Annotated in this window: 10 protein-coding genes; 7 read left to right on the forward strand and 3 right to left on the reverse strand. The window is 73.0% G+C overall.

Annotation, left to right across the window (positions count from 1 at the left end; translation table 11 throughout):
• The first annotated feature begins 34 nt into the window (after positions 1–34).
• The 4 genes from ACWD3D_RS12295 to ACWD3D_RS12310 all read left to right on the forward strand — a co-directional run bounded on the left by ACWD3D_RS12295 (position 35) and on the right by ACWD3D_RS12310 (position 18082).
• Positions 35–11578: a hypothetical protein gene (locus tag ACWD3D_RS12295; RefSeq protein ID WP_451460822.1), complete on the forward strand. Its 11544-nt coding sequence runs from the start codon at positions 35–37 to the stop codon at positions 11576–11578.
• Positions 11579–11849: 271 nt separating this feature from the next.
• Entirely contained in the window at positions 11850–12290 is a 441-nt protein-coding gene (locus tag ACWD3D_RS12300; protein ID WP_451460823.1) for a YbaB/EbfC family nucleoid-associated protein, read from the forward strand.
• 49 nt (positions 12291–12339) lie between these two features.
• Positions 12340–16587, forward strand: coding sequence for a type VII secretion protein EccCa (gene eccCa, locus ACWD3D_RS12305; protein ID WP_451460824.1), 4248 nt, complete (start codon positions 12340–12342; stop codon positions 16585–16587).
• Positions 16588–16825: 238 nt separating this feature from the next.
• Positions 16826–18082 carry an amidohydrolase gene (locus ACWD3D_RS12310; protein ID WP_451460825.1) on the forward strand — a complete coding sequence of 419 codons (1257 nt, stop codon included), beginning with the start codon at positions 16826–16828 and terminating at the stop codon, positions 18080–18082.
• Between the two features lie 37 nt (positions 18083–18119).
• Here ACWD3D_RS12310 and ACWD3D_RS12315 read toward each other — a convergent pair whose 3' ends face one another.
• On the reverse strand, positions 18120–18848 hold the full coding sequence (locus ACWD3D_RS12315; RefSeq protein WP_451460826.1) for an SDR family oxidoreductase: 729 nt from the start codon (positions 18846–18848) through the stop codon (positions 18120–18122).
• 120 nt (positions 18849–18968) lie between these two features.
• Positions 18969–20414 (reverse strand): carboxypeptidase regulatory-like domain-containing protein, encoded by a 1446-nt coding sequence (locus tag ACWD3D_RS12320; RefSeq protein ID WP_451460827.1) that lies wholly within the window; start codon positions 20412–20414, stop codon positions 18969–18971.
• A 321-nt stretch (positions 20415–20735) separates the two neighbouring features.
• On the opposite strand from ACWD3D_RS12320, the gene ACWD3D_RS12325 reads away from it, so the two are divergent.
• Positions 20736–21536, forward strand: a complete 801-nt coding sequence (locus ACWD3D_RS12325) for a PaaX family transcriptional regulator (protein ID WP_451460828.1) — start codon at positions 20736–20738, stop codon at positions 21534–21536.
• Positions 21537–21765: 229 nt separating this feature from the next.
• Positions 21766–24882 (forward strand): AfsR/SARP family transcriptional regulator, encoded by a 3117-nt coding sequence (locus ACWD3D_RS12330; RefSeq protein WP_451460829.1) that lies wholly within the window; start codon positions 21766–21768, stop codon positions 24880–24882.
• Positions 24883–24944: 62 nt separating this feature from the next.
• Here the strand turns inward: ACWD3D_RS12330 and ACWD3D_RS12335 are convergent, their stop codons facing one another.
• On the reverse strand, positions 24945–25562 hold the full coding sequence (locus ACWD3D_RS12335) for a flavodoxin family protein (RefSeq protein WP_451460830.1): 618 nt from the start codon (positions 25560–25562) through the stop codon (positions 24945–24947).
• Between the two features lie 194 nt (positions 25563–25756).
• Between ACWD3D_RS12335 and ACWD3D_RS12340 the strand changes: the two genes are divergently transcribed.
• Positions 25757–26401 carry a LysE family translocator gene (locus tag ACWD3D_RS12340; protein ID WP_451460831.1) on the forward strand — a complete coding sequence of 215 codons (645 nt, stop codon included), beginning with the start codon at positions 25757–25759 and terminating at the stop codon, positions 26399–26401.
• Positions 26402–26431 lie beyond the last annotated feature (30 nt).

The raw sequence follows: 26431 nt of genomic DNA on the forward strand, positions 1-26431 counted from the left end.
GGCGCCCAGCCGGCTCCCCGCGCTGAACGCCGCCGTGCGCGCGGCTCGCAAGCAGGCGACGGCAGCGGGCAACGCCGTGGATCTGGTCAGCCGAAGCGCCGCCGCACGCGAGCGATTGAAAGTCGCCGAGGCGGCGTTCACCGCGGAGGAAAATCCGTCCGAGAGCGCACGGCGCTTTCGCGCGGTTGCCACCTACCAGGAGAGGTACGCGGTCGCGGACGCCGCAGGTATCGACCCCGACCAGGCCCAACGCGACCTCGACCAGGCATCGGCAGCGCTCAGGGCCGCCGAGGACGCGGTGCGGGAGGAGATGGCGCGGGAGAAGGCAGCGGAGGAGAAGGCCGCGCGGGAGAAGGCGGCGCGGGAGGAGGCGGCGCGGGAGGAGGCGGCACAAGAGGAGGCGGCACAAGAGGAGGCGGCGCGGAAGCCGGCCGAAGACGAAGCGGGCGAGGTCGAAGTCGCCAAGGTCGGAGGCGAGGAAGAGGACGACGAGGAGTGGAGTCCGTTCACCCGGTCGCTCGGCCGCCTCCTCGGATGGACGTCCCAGTCCGAGGACATCGAGCTCGACACGTTCGTCTTCACGACAGACCCGATTACCCCGCTGGAGCAGCTGAATTCGACGGTGGTGACCACGGATCCGGTGGAGTCCACGACCTCCACGACCTCCACGGTCCCGGTGGTGACCACGGATCCGGTCGAGTCCACGACCTCCACGGTCCCGGTGGCGACCGCGAACCCGGTCGAGTCCACGACCTCCACGGTCCCGGTGGCGACCGCGAACCCGGTCGAGTCCACGACCTCCACGGTCCCGGTGGTGACCACGGATCCGGTGGAGTCCACGACCTCTACGTCCTCCGCGGTCCCGGTGGTGACCGCGAACCCGGTTGCCGAGGAGGCGCCGACTCGCACCCCCACGCCCCCGGTGCCGTCCGCTCCCACGCTCCCGCCCCTGCCCGACCACATCGTCCAAGGCTTCCTGGGCGCTTCGGACGTGGTGACCTCGGTCGGAGAGGGAGCGGAGGAGTTCGCTCGTCGGCTGGAGACGGAGCTCGTCCCGTTCCTGGGCGCCGCGGACGCCGCGCTCGTACGGAGCCAGGTCGCGCGGTACCTGCGCACCAGGCACCTCGGCGCCTGGCTCTACGGCCTCAGCAAGGGCGAGAAGCGCTATCTGCACATCGACGTCCCCGGGTGGAAGGGCTCGATCCAGGTGGGCGGCGGACTGGAGAACGCGCGGGCGACGGAGCTGCTCGCCAAGATGGAGTTCGAGCCCGGGGGCGATTCCGGAGCCGGTACGGCCCTTGCGCACGACAGCAGCCGGGGGTGGAACGTCGCGCTCACCGGCCGGGGCATCTTTCCCCTCTCCCGGGCCGACTTCGCCGCGACGTACGCGCGCGACACCGGTGCGGGCAAGGCGTACCAGGACATGGCGCAGATGATCGCCCGGGGCAAGACGGTGTCCAACGCCCTGGCTGTCGCTGCGGACGCGTGGTTCCGCCTGGACCTGTCGAAGCTGCTCGGCAAGGGTGGGAAGGCCCCGGCCGAGCCGGCCGGAGAGGGGTGGCCGCGCATCACTCTCCCGGCCACGCTCTACACACCCGTACACACGACCGGGCGGCCCGCCCGGTCGGTACCCCGGCACATACGGGACATGCGGGCGCTGGGCCCCTTCGATCTGCTGGTGGACGCCTACCCCGTGGGCGCCACGGGCGGGCGCGGCCGAGGGGGGCTGGACGCGATCTTCCGGCAGGCCCTGCCTCACGGGGAGGGCAGCTCCGTCTTCGACGCCGCTGTGGAGGCGTTCGGCGACGCGCAGGCTGCCGAGAAGGCACTGAAGGCGCTGGGGCAGGTGGTGTCGCTCTCCGAGCTGCATCAGAAGCTGCGCACTCTGATGTGGGACGGCCCGTTCATCGTCGATCTGCCGGACGGGCTCGGCAGCGTCGAGCTGAGTGCCGAGCTGGGGGGAGCGAAGTTCGCGTACACCACCGACAACGGCACCGAGTTCAATGTCGGCGGGAACATCTCCCACTCCGTCCTCACCAGTGCCTCGCACTCCCGGTCCCTCAACTTCGCGGGGGCGGTGCAGGGCAGTCCGCTGGGAGATCCCGATAAGTGGGTCATACCCGGCCTGGCGGAGCCTTCCGGGCTGAAGGCGGCCTTCGGAGGCGGACGCACCACCGGCAAGGAGGCCAACACCCTCCACGAGGAACTCTCCGTCGCGGGGGCCACCGTCAAGGCGAAGGTGGGCAGTTCGGTCTTCGACGCCGACGCGGTCCTGACCGTGCGCTTCCGGAAGCCGGGGGCGTCGCAGTCCTCGGTGGGCCGGGCGCGTGTGGGTGCCACCGTCATCGTGCGCACCTCCGACACCGAGCCGGCCGCGGACGGATCGGACGTGTGGGTCTCCTCCTGGATCGCGGAAGGGACGCAGCCGACCGTGGGACGGACCTTCGTGCTGCCCGAACACGCGGTCGGAGCCACCGCCTACCGGCCGAAGTTCGCTCTCTCGGACGACGCCGTGGTCCTCGGTCTGCTGTCCGTCGGTGCCATCACCCTCTCCCAGCAGACCCCGACGCCCGAGCCCACCGCGTCGACATCCACCACGTCTTCGTCGTCGGTCACCCCGAGCGGATCGTCGACGTCGAAAACCCTGTACGAACGCCTGCACGAGCTGGGCCGCGTGGCGGAGAAGAGCTGGAGTCGGCACGGGGCGGCCGTCCAGGGCGCCTTCGGGGCCGAACGGCTGGCGGCGTACCTCCCCCTCATGCTCCGCACCACGCTGCAGGGCCCGTCCTTCGACAGCAGCACGACCCACGGCAAGATGCGCATCGGCGCCGGAGCGCAGGTGCAGAGCCTGACGTTCGTCGACCTCATCGACAAGTCCGAGCTCAACGTACTGAGCGAGACCGGCTCTTCGGACGCGCGGCGCAGCGGCTTCTCCACTCTCTGGCAGGGCCAGGGGGCCGGGGGCGCGTCTTTCGGATTCTGGGGCAGCACGACCTTCCAGCCGACCAAGGGCGTGGGCAAGGGCAAACAGGACCGCACCTTCTACCGGTCGGCCCGGTCGGCCAAGCAGGTCAGCAACACCAAGTTCGCGGAGGAGATGGCGCTCTACGCGGGCCAGGTGGTGTTCCGCCTCGGCGTGGTCGGCGGTCCGGGCCGGGTGACGGACGGAACGGCGGAGAACCAGGACGGCGACGTCGTCGTGCCGTTCTTCGTGGCCATCCCCACACGGCTGACCGAGAGGTACACGGTCCAGGTGGCCGGCCCGCAGACCTTCACGCCGAACACGGGACCCGTCCCGGTCCCGGGCGCCGCGAATCCGCGGTCGACGGAGCCGGAAACGGCGCCTGAAGTGCTGCCGGTCGCTCCGGTGGGGGAGGTGACCCCCGCCCCGCCGAGCCCGGGGGAGATGAGCGTCCTGCCCGCGGACGCACAGATCCTCTCGCTGGGAGGCGAAGTACAGAACATCCTGACGACGGTGATGCGGCGGCTGAGAGAGGCTGCCTTGACGCCGGAGCAACTGGCCGAGGAGGAGGCGGTCTACGAAACCACGCTCGGCCCCGTGATCCTGCGGACCCGGATGGCCGCCTTGTCCGCCGCTTCGGGGCGCAATCTGCGCGAGAACCGGCAGGACCCCGTGTACGTCGTCCAGGGCCGCTACTCACGGATCACGATCACGAGTGTGGGCGTGGGGGAACAGGGTCTCGTCTTCGAGAAGACCATCGACGCGTTCGAGGTGGAGGGTGGTGCGGATGAGACCGACGCCTTCGGTGAGGCCACCCACCACACGAAGAGCACCACGAACACCCTCGACCTCGTGGTGACCGCGCCGTACGTCACCGCCCAGATCACCGACACCGTGAAGACGGACACCAGCAGCAGCAGCGTCATGGACGCCGGCACCACGATCGGGGCCAAGAGCAAGTCCACCGAGCCCCACGGGGTGTTCACCGGCCGACTGGAGGTCAAGGGAAGCGTCGAGATCCTGACGGGACACTTCTGGCAGACCAAGCACGCGGCCAAGCCCTTCGAGGTGCCCATCCCGGTGCGGCTGGCCCTCCCCTCCGCCCACCTCACGCAACCGGGACGGCGGAACACGGGCCGGGGCACCCGGCGCCCGTCCCCGTACACGCTGTCCAGCCGCCGGTTGCAGGGGTACGACATCACCGGATCGGTGTGGATCCAGCATCCGGAAGACGGCGTATCCGACCTGATGAGCCCCCTGAAGGCGTATGGCGTGGCGCTCTTCGGTGCGGCGCGCTGGGAGAGGATCAGCCCGCGGCTGGCCCAGGAGTTGCAGGCCGCAAGCATGTCGGCCCATGCCCGAGGGGCATTCGACGGCCAGCCGGTCGTCATCGTTTTCCCCGGTGGCCGCGCCGAGGTGACCCTGATGCTGCGCAGCGGGAAGGAGCCGGTGCACGACCGTCAGATCGCCGCCGTCGAGTTCAACCGCAGCGAGTCCACCGCGGCCAACGAGGACAGCGTGGACGGCGACAGCGCGCAGTCCACGGCCGTCTCGAAGGGACAACGCTACGGCGTCACCGCCAAGGGCAAGGTGGCTCCGGGCGCCTCGGTGCTGGGGTCGATCACTTACCAGCGGACGAAGAACGAGGAGAACTCCGAATCCCGGCTGACGAACGTCAGCACCGGATCCGGCACCAAGAGCAAGACGGAGGGCTCCGTCTTCCACGACGAGGTCGACCTGCTCATCACGGTGTACCGGGACCCCACCGGGAGTCAGGCATCGTTCGCGGCGCTGAAGGGGAACATCGCGGACCGTTGGCGTTCTCGGAATCTGCGGAAGACGATCAGACTCGCCCTGGCGGAGAGGGAACGCATCGAGAGGGCCCGGGAGACGGAGGAGGCCCGCCTCACGAGCGGGCAGACGGTGGTGGCGGAGGAGGACGCCCACGCGAGCGCCCAGGTGGTGGTGGAGGGCGGCGAGGAGAGCGAGGACGCGGCGCCCGTGGTGTCGACCGCGGCCGAAACGCCCATCAAGACCAAGCTGACCGACCGTGAGAAGCGGTCGGTCCAGGCGGCCGGCCAGTTCAAGGTCGCTGTGCATGCCACGATGACCCATACGTCTCCCAGCCGCACGACCCAACTCGTCGGCCCGCCGGCGACCGACGGGACCGGGCAGACGGTCCTGCCGACGGCGCCCGAGCAGATCGATGCCGCGCACCTGAAGAACACCCGGGTCCAGGTGGTCTCCCTCCAGTCCCTGGAAAGCGTCCGCCAGCTCATCACCAACCGGGGCGAGAAACTCTTCGCCCGATGGAACTCCCGCCACGGTGCCTCCGGGCAGACGAACGGGCAGTACGTCCTGGACAGGATCAGCCGGAACACGCTGATGGCCTGGGTCGGCGACCGGCTGGCCAATCCGGTGAACGAGACGGAGACCGGCGGGGTCGCACTCGTCGTCACCGTGGGAGGCAGGAAGCCCTCCGACTCGATCACCGTCAAGGTCGAGGCCCTGTTCCCGTACCAGTTGACGTACTCGGGCTTCGACAAGGAGGCGGAGCTCGCCACCTCGTCGACGACGGGCAACCGCACCGACCTTTCACAGAGCACCTCCCTGGCGAACGCGGGGAGCGGGGAGCTCGGTGGCGAGGGCGCGGTCGGAGACTGGGGCGGCCGGGGCACGGGCCGGGTCACCTTCTCGTCCCGCAACCGGTTCGGCGACCGCAGCCGGACAGCCGGCCGCTCGGGTCAGAACAGCAAGACGCCGGTACCCCACGCGATCTACCAGGGGCATGTCGTTCTGCAGTTCACCTTCCTGCGTGGTGGCGAGGAGCTGGGGAAGAGCATCCAAGGTGTGATTCCCATCGAACTGGCCCTGCCCCGCAGGGAGGTTCATGAGCCCGTAGCGCAGGTCTCGACCGTCGCTGGGGGGAACGAAGGGCAGCAGCCCACGCAGGCCGTGCAGGACCAGACGCCGGTGCAGCCCACGGAGGTCGTGCAGCCCACGAAGGTCGTGCAGCGCACGCAGGCCGAGCAGCCCACGCAGGCCGTGCAGGACCAGACGCCGGTGCGGTCCACGGAGGTCGTGCAGTCCACGGAGGTCGTGCAGTCCACCGAGGTCGTGCAGGACCAGCCGCCCGTGCAGGGGAGCGAGCCGGTCACGCAGGATCAGATCGAGATGGCCGCGGAACTCTCGCCGACCGCGTACACCTCATGGCTCGATGTCAGTCCCCGGTCCGTCGCCGACGCCGGTTCTTCCGGCAGCGGTTCACTCGCGGAGACCGACGAGACCGACCAGACCGACCAGACCGATGGGACCGACGACGTGGTCCCGGGCGGTGACGGTGCCCCCGACACCGTGATGGAAGAGCACGGATCACCGGAAGGGCTGTACCGCGAGGAGGAACTGGTCCCGCTGGGAACGGTGGCGATCACCCCGAGTGACCGCCCGATACCGAGGATTCGCAGCCCGCACCACAGCCTCGGTGGTCTGCCCTCCCGGGCCTACTCGGCCACACGCTTCCGTACCGCCGACGGCCGGACTCTCACACGGATCACCCTCTCGATCTTCCTGGACCCGCAGCCCGGGGTGGAGCCCGGACAGGTGGCGGCGGCACGCCGGATGGCCGTCGAGGGGATGGACCGCTACTACAACCACCCCCGACACCAGCTGCCCTACGGCGATCTCCTGGAAGTCGCCCTGAAGTTCGTGGAGTCGAAGGCAGAGGCGCACCACACGGTCAAGGTGCACACCGTCGCGGAAGGCATGTCCGCCCGGTCGAACAACCGGAACTGGTACCTCCACCCTCTGGGTGCCACGGACCCGCGGGCGGTCCTCGAGACGGAGATGACACCGACGGTCCTGGCTCACGAGACCGGCCACCTCCTCGGTTTCTGGGACCAGTACCGCGAGACCGCCGTCCGTGAGCCCGTGCGCCCCGTCTACCAGGACGGTTCGCTGATGTCCTCCTACTACTTGGACGACTACGGTCGGACGGCGGTGGACATGGACCACCTCCCGGACATGACCACGGTCGACCCGAACCTGCGCCTGGCGCCGCGCGATCTGCGGATGCTGGCCATCGGGGTCGAGGAGGCGTGGCAGTCGGCCCACCGCGCGGGGCGCGTCGAGCAACCGCTGCCGAGGGCCCGGCCGCAGGGTACGTTCCGCGGCGACCGGCTGATCCCCCTCGACCTGCGCGAACGGGTCCTGCGCGGTGACCGGCGCACGGGCATGGCGGGCCTGCTGGCCCCCGTCGGCCCGGCGGGCCGGTACACGGCCGTACCGGTCGGGGACATGAACCCGAACGGCACCTACCTCGCGTATCTGCGCGTCGACCCCGCCCTACGGGGCAGGGACGAGCCGCCACGCATGATGTTCCCCGCGCACCTGAGCGCCGACGACGTCCTCCATGCCGTCGAGCAGGTGTACCTGGAGCAGCGCGCTCTCGGCCGGCTCGTACCCGTACGGGAGTCCATGGCAGACGGGGCGAGCGAGTTCACCGGCGTGTACCAGGGCCTCCGGATCAGGGGCACGGTGGACGCGAGCGGCACCATCACGGACTTCGCCCCGCACGACGACCAGACCCTCGACGGACCGCCGCGGAACGCGGCCGAGGCCGCCGCCCGCCTCCGCGCACTCCAGGCCGGGCACCAGGAGCACGGACAGGGCGAAGAGGGCGAACGGAGCGAACAGGGCGACGAGGAGCGGTCCGAGGAGGACACCGGCCTTCCCCCGATGCTGGTGCCGGCCGACCATCTGACTCCGCCCGATCACCTGGCCCAGCCGTCGTCCGGCGCGGCCGGATTCGTCATCGGCGAACGGGCCCGGCGGCACATGGCGCACGGCGACCTCCGCGGGCGTACCGGTTTCCACTACACCGACCCCGACCCGCAGCGCTGGCCCGCACTGCAGCAGCAGCGGGGCATTCGCGTGGATGTCCCGGTGCACGTCCTGCCCAACGGCGTCCGTATCACCACCGTCTCCTACCGGGCGCCGGGCTCCGCGGCCTTCCTGCCCCCGTCGTCGCCCGCCCGCCAGGTCCTGGGCCACGACGAACGGCTCAGGTACTCGCACGCCCTCTTCCCCGCAGACTGGACGGTCTCCACCCTCTGGGCGGCCGTCCACGAGGCGCACACCAGCGCCCTCGCCGCAGGAAGGTTCCGCGTGGTGCCGGAGGGCGGCTACCTCTGGGAGGGGGTCTCCCACGGCGTACGCATCCACGGCCAAGTGGTCGACGGGACCCTCATGTGGGCGCGTCCGACGCGGTTGCAGCCCCGGTCCGACTGGGACCCGGCGGCGGTCCTCGCGCGCACGGCCCCGATCCCGGTCCCGTTGCCGGACGGGTCCGGTGTCCCGGTCGGCTTCGAGGTCGGGCGGGTGCTGTTCGGCGGGGGCGACCACGGCCTGCGGATCACGCGGGTGATCCGGTACCCGGCGAACCACACCCCGGAGGAGGTGGCGGCACTGACCCGCTGGGCACGGGGAATCCAGGAGAGACTGGACCGTTCCGTCAACGCGCCGGGCAGGACGGCGATCGAGGGGCTGGCGCCGCTCGTCCGGATCGAGCTCGACCTCCGGAGGGCCGAGCCGGGCGAGCCCGACGACATCAGGCCGTTGTGGTCCATGGCCGTGCCGCCCGGCGTGATCTTCACCGACCTCTTCGGCAGGGACATCCGCGACACGGTCGCCCGTCGGCAATTCGCGGAGATGCTGATGCCGGTGGCGGGCTGGACCCCCGAGAACTGGCAACCATCCGGACCGCAGGGCGAGGCCGGGATGCTCGTGGAGCTGGCCTTCACCCGGCACCGCCACGAGGTGACGAGCCTGACCGACGAACCGGACCTCGCCGAGCTGCTGTCGGCGAACAGTGCCCAGGAGTTCGCCCCGGGCGACACCGCGGAGGCCACCGAGCGCCGGATCGCCGAACTGATCGACGCGCTGCCCGACTCCGAACTCCCCTCGTACCAAGCGCTGGTGGGAGAGTTGCCGGAGGGTTGGTCCGTCGAACGCGCCCAGTTGGCCGCCTTCCAGGCCACCCGGCTGCCTCTCGGCGAGGTCGAAACGACCGGCGGAGGTCAGGCCAGGATCACCACCCGGCCGGCGCCGGGCTTCCTGTTGCTGACCACGCTGGACCTGGTCGGGCGGGGTGTGTCCGCCTTCCAGGTGGTGCCGGACCCGGCGGCGCCCCCACCCGAGGTCGCCCGCGTGGCCGAACGCATCCGGACGGTCGCCGCGGAGTTGGGTGTCGACGCCGGACAACTGCACCTCTTCGCGGGCATGGTGCTGGGCCTCGGGGGCGACGAGGTGCACCGGACGAGCTCGATCGCGCCGTTGCTGCGCGAGCCGGCCCGTCCGACGGAACGGCTGCTCGCCCTGACCCGGATCGGCCAGCGGCTCGGCGTACGGCCCGATGACCTGAGGCCCCTGATCCTGCTGATGTCCGATCTCGGCGTGTCGGTCGAGCGCTGGTGGGCCCTCGACTCCTTCCTCCAGGACCGCGGTGGGCTGGCCGGACTCCGTACGCTCACCGCCGAGGAGGCCGAGGTCCGTGTCCGGGAGTTCCTGGCCGCGCCCCCGGTCGTGTACGACGCGGGTCTGCTGCTGGTGGCCCGGCAGAGCGGCCTGCACCCGGCGTTCGCCCGACGGGTGGTCGCCGCGAGCGGGGGACGGCCGGCCCTCGCCGATCTGCACCTGCACGGCGAGTTCCTGCGGATGTACCGGGGCACGCCCGAGGCCGCCGGCGAGGCACTGCGACAGGCGGCCCTGCGGCGACCGCACTCCGAGACGGAGGAGAGCGAGGGGGCGGAGTCCCGGCAACGGGCGGCTCCCCGCCGCAGGACCGAGGCCGGCGGCGAGGAACGTACGGAGCCCGACGCCGACGACCCCATGGAGGAGAGCCCGCACCTGGCCGGCTCGCAGGCGCCCTCGTCCGTGCCCTCCGAGGGATCCTCGGAGCCGCTCTCCCAGACGTTCTCCGAGCCGCCTCCCGGCGCACTTTCCGGCGCGCTGACCGGGGGCGGGGAGGAGTCGGTCCTCACACCCCTGGTCCTCCCCGGGGACGTCGCCCCGCCCTTGCGGATGCGCTCCGGACGCCTGGTGGGCCCAGGCGCCTCCTTCGGCAACCACCCCTCGGACGTGCTCGCCCTCCTGGACGTGCTGGACACCCTGCGGGGCCTGGGCGTCGACGTGCGCCTCGGCGTCGAGGAGTCGACCGTCGTACGCGAACGGGCCATCGCCTTCCTCGCCGCACTGGAGCGGCGCCCGAAGCCGTTGCGGGCGTCGCTGCCCGAGGGCAGGCCGATGCCCGACGTGGACCTCGCCCCGCTCTTCGCCGCCGTGGAGAAGCTGCTGAGGTCGCCCGTCCCTCCGGCCGGAATCCTCGGCGCGCTCGCGCCGGATTCCACCCTGCCGCCGGCGGAGGCGTGGCGCGCCGCGCTCTCCGGCAGGACCGCCCCGGACGCGGTACGCGCCGCGCGGCGCGGGAACGCGGTCCTCGCCGTCATGGACGAGTGGCGCGGACGCACCATGTCCTGGCTGCCGTCGTACCCGCGCTCCGGTACGGACTTCGAGCTCTGGGCCTCGGCCGATCCGGACCTGGCCCCCGACAGCCCGGAGCCGCTTCCCACCACCACGCTCAACTGCGCGGAATCGGTCCTGCTCGCCGCCCGCACGGCGAACCTGCTGGACAGGGAAGCCCTGCGGGCCGTCTATTCCGACCTGGCGGGCCTGACGGTCTGGCAGACGAGAACCATGGTGCCCTTCCTGCTGCCACACGGGCAGGGCCTCTACCGGCCCGGCGAACCCGCCTCCGCCCTGCCGAACGCGGGGGACGTGGTGGTGTTCGGCCGCACGGGCGACCACGTGGCCCTGGCCACCGGCCGTCTCGACGGGCGCGGCCGGCCGACCGTGCTCTCCTTCGGGCTCGCCTCCGACTGGATGACCGAGCATTTGGAGGGTGACGAGGACGAACTCCGGGACACGGTGGTGGAGATCGCCGTCGACGACCTGCTGAACTCTTACGAGGAGCCGTTCGTGAGGTTCGGGCCCGGCCCCTGGACCCACGCCGCGGTCACTGTGGGGACGGCTCCCACAAAGACGGTCGACGGCGCGGTCCCGCCGGCGCTCACCCCCGAACCGCTCGCCTTCGTGGACGGGGTGGACCGCATCACCGGCCGACTCCAGGCCGTGCTGTGGGCGCCGGCCGGGGCGGACACGGAGGCATCCGGGGGCGACCGCGACGGAAGTGCCCTGGCCCACCTGCGGTACCAGCTCGGCACACCGCGTACGACGGTCTCCGGGCAGCCCGCGCTCACGCCTCCGCGACGCGTCCACGTCACCGGGCTGCTTCTCGGCGACGACGAGCGGGCCGCGGAGCTGACGCACGCGCTGCTCGCCAAACTGGTTCTGGTCGCGGGGGCGTCGGACGTCACCGAGGTCGTCCTGGACGTCGGCGGCGGGGTCCTCCCCGAGGGGTTGCTGCCCGCACTGGGCTTCGTCCCGGAAGGGAGCCCGACCGAGCCGGGGCGGTGGACGGCCCCGCTGGCCGGGCTCCGCGAGGCGCTCGCGCGGCAGCGGCCCGCACCCGACCTCAAGGTCGAGAACTGCGAGTCGGCCTGAATTGAGAGTCGGCCCGAACCGCGAGTCGGCCTGAACCGCGAGTCGGCCTGAACCGCGAGTCGGCCTGAACCGCGAGTCGGCCCGAACCGCGAGTCGGCCCGGACCGCGTGTCGGCCTGGGACGACGAGCCCCCGCCCGCGCCCACGGTCCGCCCGCGCCCCGTCCCGCCCCCGTCCCCGAACTGGGACCTGGGCGGGGGGCGGTCGCGCGGGCACGATGGGGCGGGGCGGGTCCTGCCGTCCCGCCCGTGTCCGACAGGAGCCAGAGCCTCATGCCCGACCCCGTACGCCGTGAGCCCGTCCCGCTCGCCGCACTCACGGAGCGGGTCCGCCGGCTCCAGAGCGGCCTGGCCGCCCAGCAGCAGGAGCTGGGCCGTGCCACCGTCACCGGACACGGGGGCGGCGGCCTGGTCTCCGCGACGGTGAGCGGCGAGGGCCGGCTGACGGACCTGCGCATCGACCCGTCGGTCATCGACCCCGGCGACCCGGAGGGTTTGGCGGCACTGGTCGTGCAGGCCGTGCAGTCGGCGCTGGACGCGATGGTCGAGCACCGCCTCGCCGCCGCCGGGGACCTGGTGCAGGGCCTCGGCGAGCTGACGGCCGGACTGCGCGGCCGGACCGAGGAGTTGCGCGCCCAGCCCCGGCGGATGCCCGAACCGCCGGACATCTCGCAGTTCGCACCCCCCGGCGCGCCCGGCCCCGCCCGGGGCTGAGCCGCCCTTCCCGGCCCGCCCGCCTTCCCGGTTCCCGGAGAACACCTGAATGTCGCGGATCGTCTTCCACCGCCCCGCCCGGGTCGTCCCGCCCGACCTGCCCACCGATCCCGTCGTGGTGGCCGCGCCCCCGCAGCCGGCCGGCCGGGACTCCGGTGCCAACTGGCTGATGCTGCTCATGCCCCTGCTGTCCAGCATCAGCATGGCCGCGTACATGATCGTGGCGGGCCGGCGCATGCTGGTCCTGCTCGGGATCTCCTTCGTGCTGCTCTCCATCGGGCTCACCGTGGGCGTACGGATGCAGATGCGTTCCGCGCAGCGCAAGCAGCGGGTACGGGCCCGTGACCGCTACCTCGACCACCTGACGGAGGTCCGCAAGGCCGCCTGGCAGGTCGCCTCCGACCAGCGGCTGATCGCCGCGTGGCGGCACCCCTCGCCGTTCCGGCTGCGGGCGGTCGCCGTGGGGCGCCGCCGGGTCTGGGAACGCCGTCCGGCCGACGCCGACTTCCTCGTCGTACGGATCGGCACCGGCCGGGGCCGCCTCGCCACCCCGGTCCGCCTCGCCACCCGCAACGACCCCACCGTCGAGTACGACGGCCGGGCCAAGGCCGCCGCCGACCGCCTGGTGGAGACCACCGCCGAGGTCACCGGGCAGCCGCTCACCGTGGACCTCTCGCGCGGCGGAGTGGTGAGCGTCCTCGGACCGGCCGGTCAGGCGCGCGGCGTGGTGCGCGCCCTGCTGACCCAGGTGGCCGTGCTGCACGCCCCCGACGACGTCCGGATCGCCGTCGTCACCGCCGGTGCGACGGAACACGACGGCACCGTGGACCTCGGCGGCAGGGACCACGGCGCGACGGACCACGACGGCGCGGACCACCTCCGCGACACCGGCCCGCTCCCCTCCTGGGACTGGGCGAAGTGGCTGCCGCACACCCACGAGCCGGAGGAGAGCGGCGAGGCGGGCGTGGTCCCGCTGGTCGCCGAGGACTTCGCCGGAATCGCCGACCGGCTGACCGACTGGCTCGCGGCGGCCCGCGAACAGTCGGGACAGCGCCCCTTCGCGCTCGGCGGCGCCCGCTCCGTCGACGCCCGGCAGCGGCTGCTGGTCGTCCTGGACGGCTACGACCCGCGCAGCGCCTGGGCCCGTACCCCCGAGGCGACGGCCCTCCTCGCGGAGGCCGGACCGGCCGGCGGGCTCACCGTGGTCTGCGTGGTCGAGCGGGAGAACGACGAACCCCACCGGGCCGACATCCGGGTACGGGTCACCGCGGACGGCACCCTGACCGTGGAGACCCGGGACCCGGCCGGCCCGCGGGGCGGCTCCGCGCACCTGCCCGACCACATCGCAGGCGCACTCGCCGACCTGCCGGGACCGGTGCTCTGCGAGGCCGTCGCCCGCGCCCTGGCGCCACTCACCCTCTCCGACGAGGCCGACGAGATCCTGGCCCGCACGGTGTCGCTGCCCGATCTGCTCGGCGTCACCGACCTGAACACCTTCGACCCGGAGGAGCTCTGGGCCGCGACCGGGCCCGACTCCGAGCGGCTGCTGCGGTTCCCCATCGGGTTCGACGCCCAGGGCGAGCCCCTCACCATGGACCTCAAGGAAGCGGCCCACGGCGGCATGGGGCCGCACGGCCTGGTCGTCGGCGCCACCGGCTCCGGCAAGAGCGAACTGCTGCGCACCCTGGTGAGCGGCCTCACCGCCACCCACTCACCGGACCTGCTGAGCTTCGTCCTGGTCGACTTCAAGGGCGGCGCGACCTTCGCCGGAGTCACCGAACTGCCTCACGTGGCAGGGCTGATCACCAACCTGGTGGACGATCTCGCCCTGGTCGACCGGGTTCGCGACGCACTCCAGGGCGAACTCCAGCGCCGCCAGAGCCTGTTGCGCGACGCGGGGAATCTGGACTCCGTGCGCGAGTACCAGATCCGCCGGGAGGCGGGGCAGACCGGGCCCGACGGAAGCCCGCTGCCGCCACTGCCGTACCTGCTGCTCGTCGTCGACGAGTTCAGCGAACTGCTCACCCAGCGGCCCGACTTCATCGATCTCTTCGTGCAGATCGGCCGGGTGGGGCGAAGCCTCGGCGTGCACCTCCTGCTGGCGAGCCAGCGCATGGAGGAAGGCCGGCTGAAGGGGCTGGAGTCCAACCTCTCCTACCGGGTCTGCCTGCGCACCATGTCGGCCGCCGACTCCCGCTCGGTGATCGGCACCCCCGACGCCTACAAGCTCCCGCCGCTCCCCGGCTCGGCCTATCTGAAGGTCTCCGACTCCGTCTACGAACGCTTCCGCGTCGCCCACGTCTCGGGCTCCCACGACGGCGTCCAGGAGCCGGGGGAGGGGCCGGAGCCGCTCGTCGTGGCGCCCGTACCTTTCGGTCTGCGCACCCCGCCCGAGGAGGACGAGGGGCGGCGGCCCGCGCCGGATCCCGTACCCCGCCGTACCCCCACCGGCCCGACCGAGATGCAGGTCCTGGTGGACCACCTGACCGGCGCCGGGCAGCCGGTGCACCAGGTGTGGCTGCCCCCGCTGCCCGCCGCCCTGCCGCTGGACGCCCTGACCGGGCCGGCCTCGGAGGAGCCGCCCACCGCGGACGGGGCCGAGGGCGCGGCGGACTCGCGCGGCCTGCGCGCCGCGTTCTGGCCCGACCACGGCGCCCTGCGCGTGCCGATCGGCGTGGCCGACCTGCCGTCCCGGCAGCAACAGGTACCGGTGATACCGGACTTCGGACACGAGTACGGCCATCTCGCCCTGGTCGGCGCCCCGCGCACCGGCAAGAGCACCTTCCTGCGCACCCTGATGCTGGCCACGATGATCACCCACACCCCCGAGCAGGCACAGTTCCTCTGCCTCGACTTCGGCGGTGGCGGCCTTCTGCCGTACGAGGGCGCACCGCACGTCAGCGGGGTCGCCGGACGCCAGGACCCGGAGCGGGCGCGGCGCGCCCTCGCGGAGACGGTCCAGCTCATCGACGAACGCGAACGCCTCTTCGCGGAGTTCTCCGTCGACTCGGCCGACACCTTCCGGCGGCGACGCGAGGACGGCACTCTCCCGGCGGACGTCCGGGCCGCCGACGTCTTCCTGGTCATCGACAACTGGGCAGGATTGCGCGGGGAGTTGCAGAGCGGCCAGGACACCTCCGTGGACGCGGCGGTACTCGACGTCGCCACCCGCGGTCTCGGCGTCGGCGTCCACCTGGTACTCACCGCCAACCGCTGGCAGGAAGTGCGCACCGCGCTCCGCGACACCATCGGCGCCCGCCTCGAACTCCGCCTGGGCGACCCCGGGGAGTCGGAGATCGACCGCCGGGCGGCCCGCAGGTTCGCGGCGGTCGCCGTCCCCGGGCGCGGACTCGCCCCGGGCGGGGCCCAGTTCCAGGTGGCGCTGCCCCGGCTGGACGGCCGGGACTCCCTGGACGACCTCGCCGAGGCCCAGCAGTCGGCGCTGGACCGCATCGCCGCCGCCTGGCGGGGCCGGGCCGCACCCCCGATCCGTACCCTCCCCGCACGGCTCACCCGGTCCGAACTCGCCGACGTGTTCGCCGTTTCCGGTGCGCACAAGGAGCAGCCCGGAGTGCCCGTCGGCCTCGCCGAAAGCGATCTGCGGCCGGTCGTGCTCGACCTCCCGCCGACCGAGCCGCACCTGCTGGTGTACGGGGACTCGGGCGCGGGCAAGTCCGTCTTCCTGCGTACCTGGCTGACCGCCATGTCCGAGCGGTACACCGCCTGGGAGTCCCGGTTCGTCCTGATCGACTACCGGCGCTCCCTGCTGGACGCCGTCCCCGACGACCACCTCGGGGCCTACGCGGGCGACGCGGCGGCGGCCCGCGCCTACGCCGAGCAGGTCGCCGCCAAGCTGGCCGAACGGCTCCCGCCCGCCCGGGTCACCGCCGCCCAGCTGCGCGCCCGCAGCTGGTGGGAAGGGCCGGAGTTCTACGTCGTTGTCGACGACTACGACCTGCTCGGCACCGGCCGCGACTCCCCGCTCGCCCCCCTGGTCCCGTACCTGGCGCAGGCCAGGGAAGTCGGCCTGCACGTGGTCGCGGCCCGGCGGGTCTCCGGCCACAACCGGACCTCGATCACCGACCCCCTCTTCAGCCGCCTGCCGGAACTGGGCGCCGCCGCCCTCATCCTCTCGGGCAACCCCCGCGAGGGCGCCCTCGTCGACGGCGAACGCGCCCAGCGCCGGGCGCCCGGCCGGGGCGTGCTGCTGCGCCGCCGGGAAGGCCGCACGACGGTGCAGATCGCCCTGGGCGAGGAGGACACGGAGGGCACGGGGGACACGGAGGGCGGCGAGTAGCGCGAGGCGACGGCGGTGCGGCCCCCTGACGTCGGGGGGCCCTCGCGGAGGCCCCCGGTTCGCCCACGCCGTGGGCGCACGGCCTTCGCACGGCTCCGGTCGGGGCTCGCGCGGGCCCGAGCCGCCCCGCCGGGTGCCCGCCATAAGCTGGCCACCCCGCCGAAGTGGCGCGGTTCCCGGCTCGTCCCCGTGGCGCGGCTCCGTGGCGCGAGCGGCGACAGCGCGAGGAGGAACCACCATGAGCGACCGTGCCCGCACCGTCCTGGCCGGCCTGGACGCCGTCCGGCCCGGCCTGGAGGACCTGTACAAGGACCTGCACGCCCACCCCGAACTCGGCCTCCGGGAGCACCGCACCGCCGGCAAGGTGGCCGAGGCGCTGCGCGAGGCCGGGTACGAGGTCGTCGAGGGCATCGGCGGAACCGGGGTCGTCGGTGTCCTGGCCAACGGCGACGGGCCGGTCGTCATGGCCCGCGCCGACATGGACGCCCTGCCGGTCCGCGAGCGGACCGGACTTCCGTACGCCTCCACCGCGACCGTGACCGGTGAGGACGGCTCCGAGCAGCCCGTGATGCACGCCTGCGGGCACGACGTGCACATGACCTCGCTGATCGGCGGCGCCCGGCTGATGGCCGGGTCCCGGGAAGCCTGGCGGGGCACCTTCGTGGCGCTCTTCCAGCCCTCCGAGGAGAAGGGTGACGGCGCGGACGCGATGATCGCCGACGGCCTGACCTCGCGGGTGCCCCGTCCCGACGTGGTGCTCGCCCAGCACGTGCTGGCCCTTCCGGCCGGTTACGTCGGGACCCGCCCGGGGCCGTTCCTGTCCGCCGCGGACAGCCTGCGGGTCACCGTGTACGGCCGGGGCGGACACGGCTCGATGCCCCAGGCGGCGGTGGACCCCGTGGTGATGGCCGCGATGATCGTCGTACGCCTGCAGACCATCGTCGCCCGGGAACTGGCGGCGACCACCCCGGCCGTCGTGACCGTGGGCAGCATCCACGCCGGGACCGGCCCCAACGTCATCCCGGACAGCGCGGTCGTCCAGCTCAACGTCCGTACCTACGACGACGCCACGCGCGCCCAGGTGCTGGGCGCGATCGAGCGGATCGTACGGGCAGAGTGCCAGGCATCCGGATCGCCGGCGGAGCCTCTCATCGAGAAGATCGCCTCCTTCCCGCCCACGGTCAACGACGAAGCCGTCACCGCGCGGGTCGCCGAGGCGTTCGCGGCTCACTTCGGCGACGACGCGCACACCGTCGAGCTGCAGACGGCCAGCGAGGACCTGAGCCTGATCCCGGACGCGTTCGGGGTGCCGTTCACCTACTGGGGCATCGGCGGCACCGACCCGGAGCTGTACGCCGAAGCCGTCGAGAACGGCACCGTCGCCCGGGACGTACCGGTCAACCACAGCCCCTTCTTCGCCCCGGTCCTCCAGCCGACCCTGGACACCGGCGTCAGCGCCCTGACCGTCGCGGCCCTGGCCTGGCTCGGCGTCTGAACCGGCCCCGTCCGTGGGGTCGCGGGGCCGGATCGGTTCAGGCGAGCCAGTCGGCGTAGCGGGTGTCGGAGAGGTGGGCGTTCTTGTCCGTGAGGACGTCACCCCTGACGGCGGCGAACATCCCGGCGGTCGGGTCCGTGACGACGGTGCGGCCGTCGGACGCGTGGGCGACGGTGATCCGGCCCAGTTCGTCCAGGGTGAAGACGTCCGGTCCCGCGATGTTGCGCACACCGCCCAGCGGGGAGCCCGCGGCGACCTCTGCCACCGCCTGGGCGACGTCCGCGGCGGCGATCGGCTGGATCGGGGTGGCGGGCAGCCGGACGGTGCCGTCCTCGGTGGTCCAGGAGAGCACCGACTCGATGAACTCCATGAACTGGGTCGCGCGGACGATCGAGTAGGGGATCGGTCCGGCCGCGAGGATCTCCTCCTGGAGCGTCTTGGCCCGGTAGTAGTCCAGCTCGGGAACCTGGTCCACGCCCACGATCGAGAGGACCACGAAGTGGCCGACGCCGCCCTCCGCGCCCGCCGCCAGGAGGTTGTCCATCGACTTCTGGAAGAAGGCCGGGGACGCCTCGTCGAAGGTGGGCGAGTTCGTCAGATCGACGATGGCGTCGGCCCCCGCCACCGCCTCCTGGAGCCCGCGCCCGCTGATGACGTCGACTCCGGTGGACTGCGCGTGCGGAACCGCCTCGTGACCTGCGGCGTTCAGATCGTTGACGACCTGCGAACCGATCAGCCCGGTGCCGCCGATGACCGCGAATTTCATGGGACGCCCTTCGCTCGGAGATGTATCCGAAATATGACATGACGGGGTTCGTCCGGTGTCGTCCGGGCGTGGCGTCCGGGTGCATCCCGCGGTCGCGCGGGCGCCTTCACCCCGGGTGGTTCACCGCCCCTGCTCCTCGGACCCGTCGCCGCGTCGCGTACCCCGCAGGGCGAAGTCGGAGCGGACCACGACGCCGGGGCGCAGGTGCCTCCGCTGGACGGCGGGTGCCTGTCCGGGCGAGGACGCGATGACGTTCAGGTACCCCTCGGGCAGGCCCGCCAGGGCGTACCGGCCGAGCGCGTCCGTGGTGGTGCGTACGAGCTGGCGCCCGTGGCCGTCGACCACGGTGACGGAGGCGTGGTGGACGGGGCCCCGGCCGACGCCGTGCACGGTGCCGATCAGGTCCGGCTCCCGATCCCCGAAGTGGTGCCGGTGCACCGGCAGCGCCACCGGGAGCGGGTAGCTCAGCGCCGGGTCCTCCGTCGGCGGCTCCTCCGGCGCCCTGTCCGCCGGTTCCGCCTCCTCGGGCGCGACGCCCTCCGCCGCGGCACGCCGGGCGTCCCGGCGGCGGTGCAGCAGCGCGTCGAGCCCCATCAGCCCGAGACCCGCCGCGATCCAGGCGCAGAGGACGAGTACGGGCCGCAGGGCACCCGCCCCGCCGAAGTAGAGCACTCCGCGCAGGGCGTCCACGGCGTTGGCGAGAGGCATGACGGCGTGGATGTACTGGAAAACGGGCGGCAGCAGCGCGGCGGGCGCGGCGCCGCCACTGGTGGGGATGGACAGCACGATGAACAGGCCCATGCCCACCAGCGGGAAGAACCGCCGGGTGAAGGGGGCGAGCCCCGACGCGACGGTGGCGACGGCGGTCGTCAGCAGGAAGGCGACGGCCATCGACGAGGGGGACGCCGGAAGGAACCCCAGCGCCGCGCCCACGGCCGAGCCGATCGCACTGAAGAGCGCGGCCACACCGAGGATGACCAGGAACTTCTTCCGCCGGTCGAAACTCACCGCGCGCAGCAGCGCCGTCGCGAGGATGTAGCCCGGGACGCTCCACGCGATGCCGACGTAGACGGCGGAGGTGCCCATCGGGTCCGCGTCGTGGACCGGCACGACGTCCCTCACCGTGAGGGTGTGACCCTGCCCGGCGACGAGGGCGGTGAAGACCGTGGTCATCTTCTGCGCGAGGACCGCGCCCTCCGCCCTGGTCACGTACAGGACCGGATCGTCGCCCGTCACCAGCGCCGCCACCGCCTCGCGACGGGTGACCGCGTGCCGGGCCTCCGCGGCCCCGCCGACCGAGGAGACCTCGAACCCGCCCGGGTACTCCTGGCCGAGTGCGGCGCGGACGCCCGTACCGGAGCCGGGGCCGGAGGCCGGTCCGGCCACCGCGATCTTCGCGTGGTGCGGCGTCGGCGAGTGCAGCGCGGGCGCGAAGCAGAAGAGGAAACCGAGGAAGAGGGCGAGCGGGAACCAGAGGGTCTCCACGAGGGTCCGGACCGGGCGAGGTCGCGGCGCGACAGGCCCCGGGGAGGCGGTCGGGGGTTCGGCCGGAGGTGCGGTGTGCATGCGGTGACTGTCCATGGGGTCGGTGTTCCGTGACCCGGACCGGATCGCCGGCCACCGGGTTCCCGGGGTTCTCGTGCGCTCGCCTCGCGGGGCGTACGGCGTACGGCCGAAGGCCGGCGGGTGCGGGCTGGGCGGCCCAGTCCGTGACGCGGTGCCGGCCGCCACGGGGCGGCGGGTCCGCGGCTCCGTGTGTCAATAGTACGACGACCGTCGGCGAAGTGGCACGCATGGGTGCCGGGGGAGACTGGTGGACGCGGCAACCGCCGGCCGCGCCGGCGCCCGTACCCTCGTGCACGGGGTCGAGCGAAAGGAGGCCGCCCGGTGAAACCACGGCAGCTGATCTTCGAGCTGTACGGCGACTACCTGCGGCACCGCGGCGGCGAGGTCCGCCTCCGGGGGCTGGTCGCGGTCCTGGGCTGCTTCGGCATCCCCGACACCACCGTCCGCGTCGTGGTCGCCCGGATGCGGAAAGAGGGCTGGCTCGCCGGACGGCGCGAGGGCCGCGAGACCGTCTACTCCCTCACCGAGGAGGGCCGTCAGCTCCTCGCCGAGCGACGCGACCGGATCTACGGCCGGGCCCCCACGCCCTGGGACGGGCGCTGGCACCTCGTCACCTACTCGGTCCCCGAGACCGAACGCGCCCTGCGCGACCAACTGCGCAAGAAGCTGGCACGCCACGGATTCGGGGCCCTCTCCCCGGCCCTCTGGCTCAGCCCCCACGCCCGTACCCAACCGGTACGGGCCGCCTTCGCCGATCAGCCCGGCGTGCGCCTGGACGTCTTCCGCTCCGACACCGCCGGCCCCGCGGAGGACCGGTCCATCGCGGCCAGGGCCTGGGACCTGGACGCCCTCGACCGCGACTACGAAGCGCTGCTCACGACGCACGCGCCCGCGCTCACCGCGCTCCGCGCCGGGGACGTCACCGGGGAGGCGGCCCTCATCGGGCGCGTCACCCTGATCCACGACTTCCGGCCGATCGTCTTCGCCGACCCCGACCTGCCGACCGAACTCCTCCCGGACGACTGGCACGGTGCGAAAGCCCGCGAGGTGTTCCTCGACTCGCTCGAACTCTCCCGCGACACGGCCCACGCCTTCGCGGACCGGCTCATCGCCGGGGCGTGAGGGGCCGCCCCGGGCGGCACCGGCCGGCGGGCGGCGCTCTACACTCCACTTCACCGCGTACGCGCGGGGGAGAAGTTTGCCTTCGGTAACACGGAACACGGCAATGTCGTGAACACGGCAATATCGTGAACGCGGCAGTGTCGTGATGCCGTGAACGCCGAACCCCGGACGTGCCGAAGCGCCGAAACCGCGGGCGCCGGAGCGGGTCCGTCAAGGGGAGGAACACGCGATGGCCGGCCTGGATGCCGAGTCCGGACACCGGAGGCCCGGGCTGCTCCTGCGGGTTCTCGGCCCGCTCGAAGGGTGGAGCGGGGAGGACCGGCTGTCCTTCGGCGGGCAGGTGCAGAAGCGGATTCTCGCCGCGCTGCTGCTCGACTCCGGCCGGGTCATCCCGGTGGCCCGCCTCGCCGAGGCGGCCTGGGGCGAGGAGCCGCCCGCCACGATGACCCACCAAGTCCGCAAGGCCATTGCGGATTTGCGCAGGAGAATTCCTCTTGGGACCTCTGTCATCATCACGGACGGCGCGGGCTACCGGGTGAACCTGGCGGACGGACACCTCGATCTCCACGAGTTCAGGGCCCGCGGCCGGGCCGCGGACACCGCACTGCGCGACGGCCGACCCGCAGACGCGGCCGAGGAGCTGCGCGCCGCCCTCGACCTCTGGCGGGGTCCCGCGCTCTCCGGAGTCGGCGGGCCGTTGGCCGAGGCCGCGGCGACCGCTCTGGAGGAAGCCCGCCTCACCGCCGCCGACCAGCTCTTCGAACTGCGTCTCGGGGCGGGGGAGTCCGGCGGACTCGTCGCGGAGCTGCGCACGCTCGTCGCGGAGCATCCGCTCAGGGAGACGCTGCGCGGCCACCTGATGCTCGCGCTGCACCGCTGCGGGCGGCAGGCCGAGGCGCTCGAAGAGTACGAGCGGGTCCGCGCACTGCTCGCGGAGCGGCTGGGGGCGGACCCCGGCCGACGGCTCGCCGACCTCCACACCGGCATGCTGCGGGGCGGCCTCGCCCCGGCCGCCGACGCCCCGATGCTCCCCGCGGCATCGGAGCCGCCCGGGGAGAGGCCGCCCGGGGAGAGGCCGCCCCGGAAGGGGACGTCGTACGGGGCGCGGTCCACCGCCGCGCCTCCGGCGCCTCCGTGCACGCTTCCACCCGCGCTCGGCGACTTCGCCGGCCGTGAGCGGGAGCGGGCCGAACTCCTCGGGCATCTGCGCGACGGCGGACGCTCCGGGGCTCCGGGCCCCCGGGTGGTGGCCGTCGACGGGATGGGCGGGGTGGGCAAGACCTCGCTCGCGGTGCACGTCGCGCATCTGCTGGCACCGGAGTATCCGGATGGGCAACTCGCCCTGGATCTTCGTGGGTTCACGCCAGGGGAGGAGCCGATGGCGTCGGCTGCCGCGCTGGACGCGCTGCTGCGCGCGCTCGGCGTACCCGCGGAGCGGATACCCGACGATCCGGAGGGGCGTTCGGGGCTGTGGCGGTCGGTGCTCGCGGACCGCCGGGTTCTGCTCGTGCTCGACAACGCGGCGAACGCGGAGCAAGTCCGTCCCCTGCTGCCGAACAGTGCCAACTCATCCGTTCTGGTGACCGGTCGGGCGCGACTGCTGGATCTTGACGGCGCCCGGTGGGTCTTCGTCGGACCGCTGACCCCCGAGGGCAGCTCCGCGCTGATGGCAGAGGCCCTGAGCCCGGAGCGCGTACGGGCCGAACCCGAGGCCGCCGCGGAGCTGGCCGGGCTGTGCGGCCATCTGCCGCTGGCCCTGCGCCTCGCGACCGCCCGGCTGCGGAACCGGCCTCGCTGGACCGTCCGCCATCTCGTCGAGCGACTGCGTGACGAGAACCGCCGGATGGACGAACTCCGATCGGCGGAAAGGAGCGTGGCGGCCACCCTCCAGCTGTCCCACCGGACGATGACCGCACCGCACCGCCACGCCTTCCTGATGCTCGGCCTGCACCCCGGCGCGGTGTTCGGCGTCCACTCGGCCGCCGCGTTGCTGGGGACGGACACCCAGGACGCGGAGGACGCCCTGGAGGCGCTGCTCGACGCACACCTGCTCCAGCAACCCGCCCTCGGGCTCTACGCCTTCCACGACCTGGTACGCAGCTTCGCCCGGGACCTGGGCGCGTCCTCGATCACCAGGTGTGCCGAGTCGGCGGCGGTCGAACGGCTGCTCGGTCATTACCTGGCGGCCACCGGGGCCGCGTGCGCACTGGTCTCCCCGGGGCGTACGTCCCGCCCCCACGGACTCACGGCCCGCGGCGGCGAGCTGCCCGCCTTCAGGGACAGGGCGCGGGCCATGGAGTGGTTCGAGCGCGAGCACCCCGGAATCCTCGCGGCGGTGACGCTCGCCGAGCGTCGCGGCCACGACCGCCACGTCCTCGCGCTGACACGCGATCTCCACTTCCTGCTGCACGCCCGAGGGCAGTTCGACGCGCTCGGGGATCTCGCGCGCCTCGCTGTCCTGGCAGCCCGGAGGACCGGCCAATCCACCCTGCTTTGCGTGGCGTTGACCAACCTCGGCGCGACCTGCTGGCGACTCGGCCGGTTCGCGGAGGGTCTCGCCGCCGCCGAGGAGGCCAGGGATCTCGCGCACCGTCTGGGCGACCGCCGCGCCGAGGCCCACAGTGAGGCGAACAGGGGGCTGATGCTCTCGGAACTGGGGCGGTACGGCGAGGCGCTGCCGCCACTGGAGCGCGCCCTGTCGCTGGCCCGTGAGGAGGGCGCGGTGCGGGTGGAGGCGGAGGCTCTGACGACCCTCAGCGCACTGTACGGACGGTGGGGCCGCCACCTTGAAGCGGTCACCGCCGCCCGGCGGGCGCTGCGGACCGCCCGAGCCCACGGCTACCCGACCTACGAGATCGTCGCACTCGCCGAACTCGCCTCCGCCCACCTGGGGCTCGGCGCGTACCCGGAGGCGGGGCGGCTGCTGACGTCCGCCCGGGAACTGTGCGGCGACGGGGCCATCGGCCCCGGTGACGCCGCTCTGGTGCACGCGCTCTCCGGCAAGCTCGCCCAGCGGCTGGGCGAGGCGGACGAGGCCCGCGCGTTCGCCGGGCGTGCACTGCTACTCGCCCGCTCGGGCGGGGCGCAGGTCCGGCTGGCGAGGGTGGGTAACCTCGTCGCCGAACTCCACCTGGATCAGGGCGAGTACGAGGCTGCCCGGACGGCGTACACCCGGGCGTGCGCGATGGCCTCGGCGATGCGCTTCCGCCCCGCCGAGGCCGCCGCGCTGCTCGGTCTGGCCCGGGTCTCAAGGGCCCTCGGAGAGACGGCAGCGGCGGACGAACACGACTCCCGAGCCACGGAGTTGTTCGACCTGATGGCGGTCCCGGAGTGCGCCCGTACCTGATGGCGGGAGGCCTTGTGCGCGCAACGGGTCGAGGGGGCGGACCCGTTGGCCGTACCGCCGCGTCACGGGCCGACTCGGCCCAGGGCCCCCGCGCCACCCACCGGGGCCGCCGCCCCGACCACCGCCGGGGCGAAGAAGCGGGCGGCCCGGTCGAGCGCGTCGCCGTCCTCCAGCACCTGGCCCGGCCGCGTGCCGTTGGCGAGCAGCACGCCGCCCCAGCCCATGCGCAGGTAGTCGGCGGTGTTGCGCAGCGTGCCGATCAGCGGATCGGCGAGAGAGGCGTCGGCCGACGCGTACGCGGTCACGCCCCACAGGCTCTTCTCGCGCATCTCCTCCGTGAACCTCGGGCCGGGGACCCGCATCCACCCCGACCAGTGGTCCAGATAGAGCTTCACCTCCGCCGAAACGCTGTACCAGTACAGCGGGCTGACGATGACGATGTCCGTGGCCTCACGCGTGGCCTGCCGGAGTGTCCCGGCGTTCCCGTCCGGCTCCTCGTACAGCCCCGTGCCCGTGTGCCGCAGGTCCTCGAAACGCGGCAGGGGGTGGTCGCTCAGCCGGACCCACCGCTGGGCCACCACCGCGGGAAGGGTGGCGGCGGCACGACGGGCCAGCGCCTCGGAGTTCCCGTCCGGACGCGAACTGCCGAGGACGAAGAGAAAGGACCTGGAGGAGTGCATGGTGTGTGACTTCCTGAGTTCTGGGTGACGGGTGGTGAAGGGCGGACGGCGATCGGTGGGCGGTGATCGGCGACGGCACCACGATCGCGCGTCCGCGTCCCCCTGGCATACCGATCCGATACCGGCCCGCCGACGAAGCATGCCGGGCGCCCTCCCGGAGGGCGGAGGTCCGCCATCCGATACGCTGGTGGTCCATGGCACTGACTGCTTCGCTGTGGACCTTCGCCCTCGTCGTAGGGCTCCTTACCCTCACTCCGGGGCTCGACACCGCCCTGATCCTGCGCACCTCGGCCCTCGGCCGGCGCCGCCGGGCCTGGGGTGTCGTCCTCGGCATCCAGACGGGCACCCTCACCTGGGGCGCCCTCACCTCCCTGGGCGTGACCGCGCTCCTCACCGCCTCCCACCTCGCCTACGAGACGCTTCGCTGGGTGGGGGCCGCCTACCTGGTCTGGATGGGCGCGCGGATGCTCCGCGACACCTTCCGAGGCCGGACCCCGGCGGCGGACGACGTACTGGCGTCCCTGCTGCCCGCCGGGGCGGACTCCGTGGGCGGCGGCTGGCGCCAGGGACTCCTGACCAATCTGCTCAACCCGAAGATGGGCGCGTTCTACGTCGCCGTCCTGCCCCAGTTCATCCCGCCCGGCGCCGACCACTTCACCGCTGGACTCCTGCTGACCAGCGTGCACATCGTCCTCGGGCTGGTGTGGTCGGCCGTACTGATCGGCTGCGCCCGGCTCCTCGACGGCTGGCTCCGCAAGCCCCGTGCCCGCCGTCTGCTCGACCGGATCACCGGCACGGTCGTGGCCGGATTCGGCATCCGCCTGGCGTTCGGCGAGTGAACCGGCGGCCCCGGGCGGCCCGACCGGGGC

Source organism: Streptomyces sp. NPDC002690 (genome assembly GCF_053592415.1).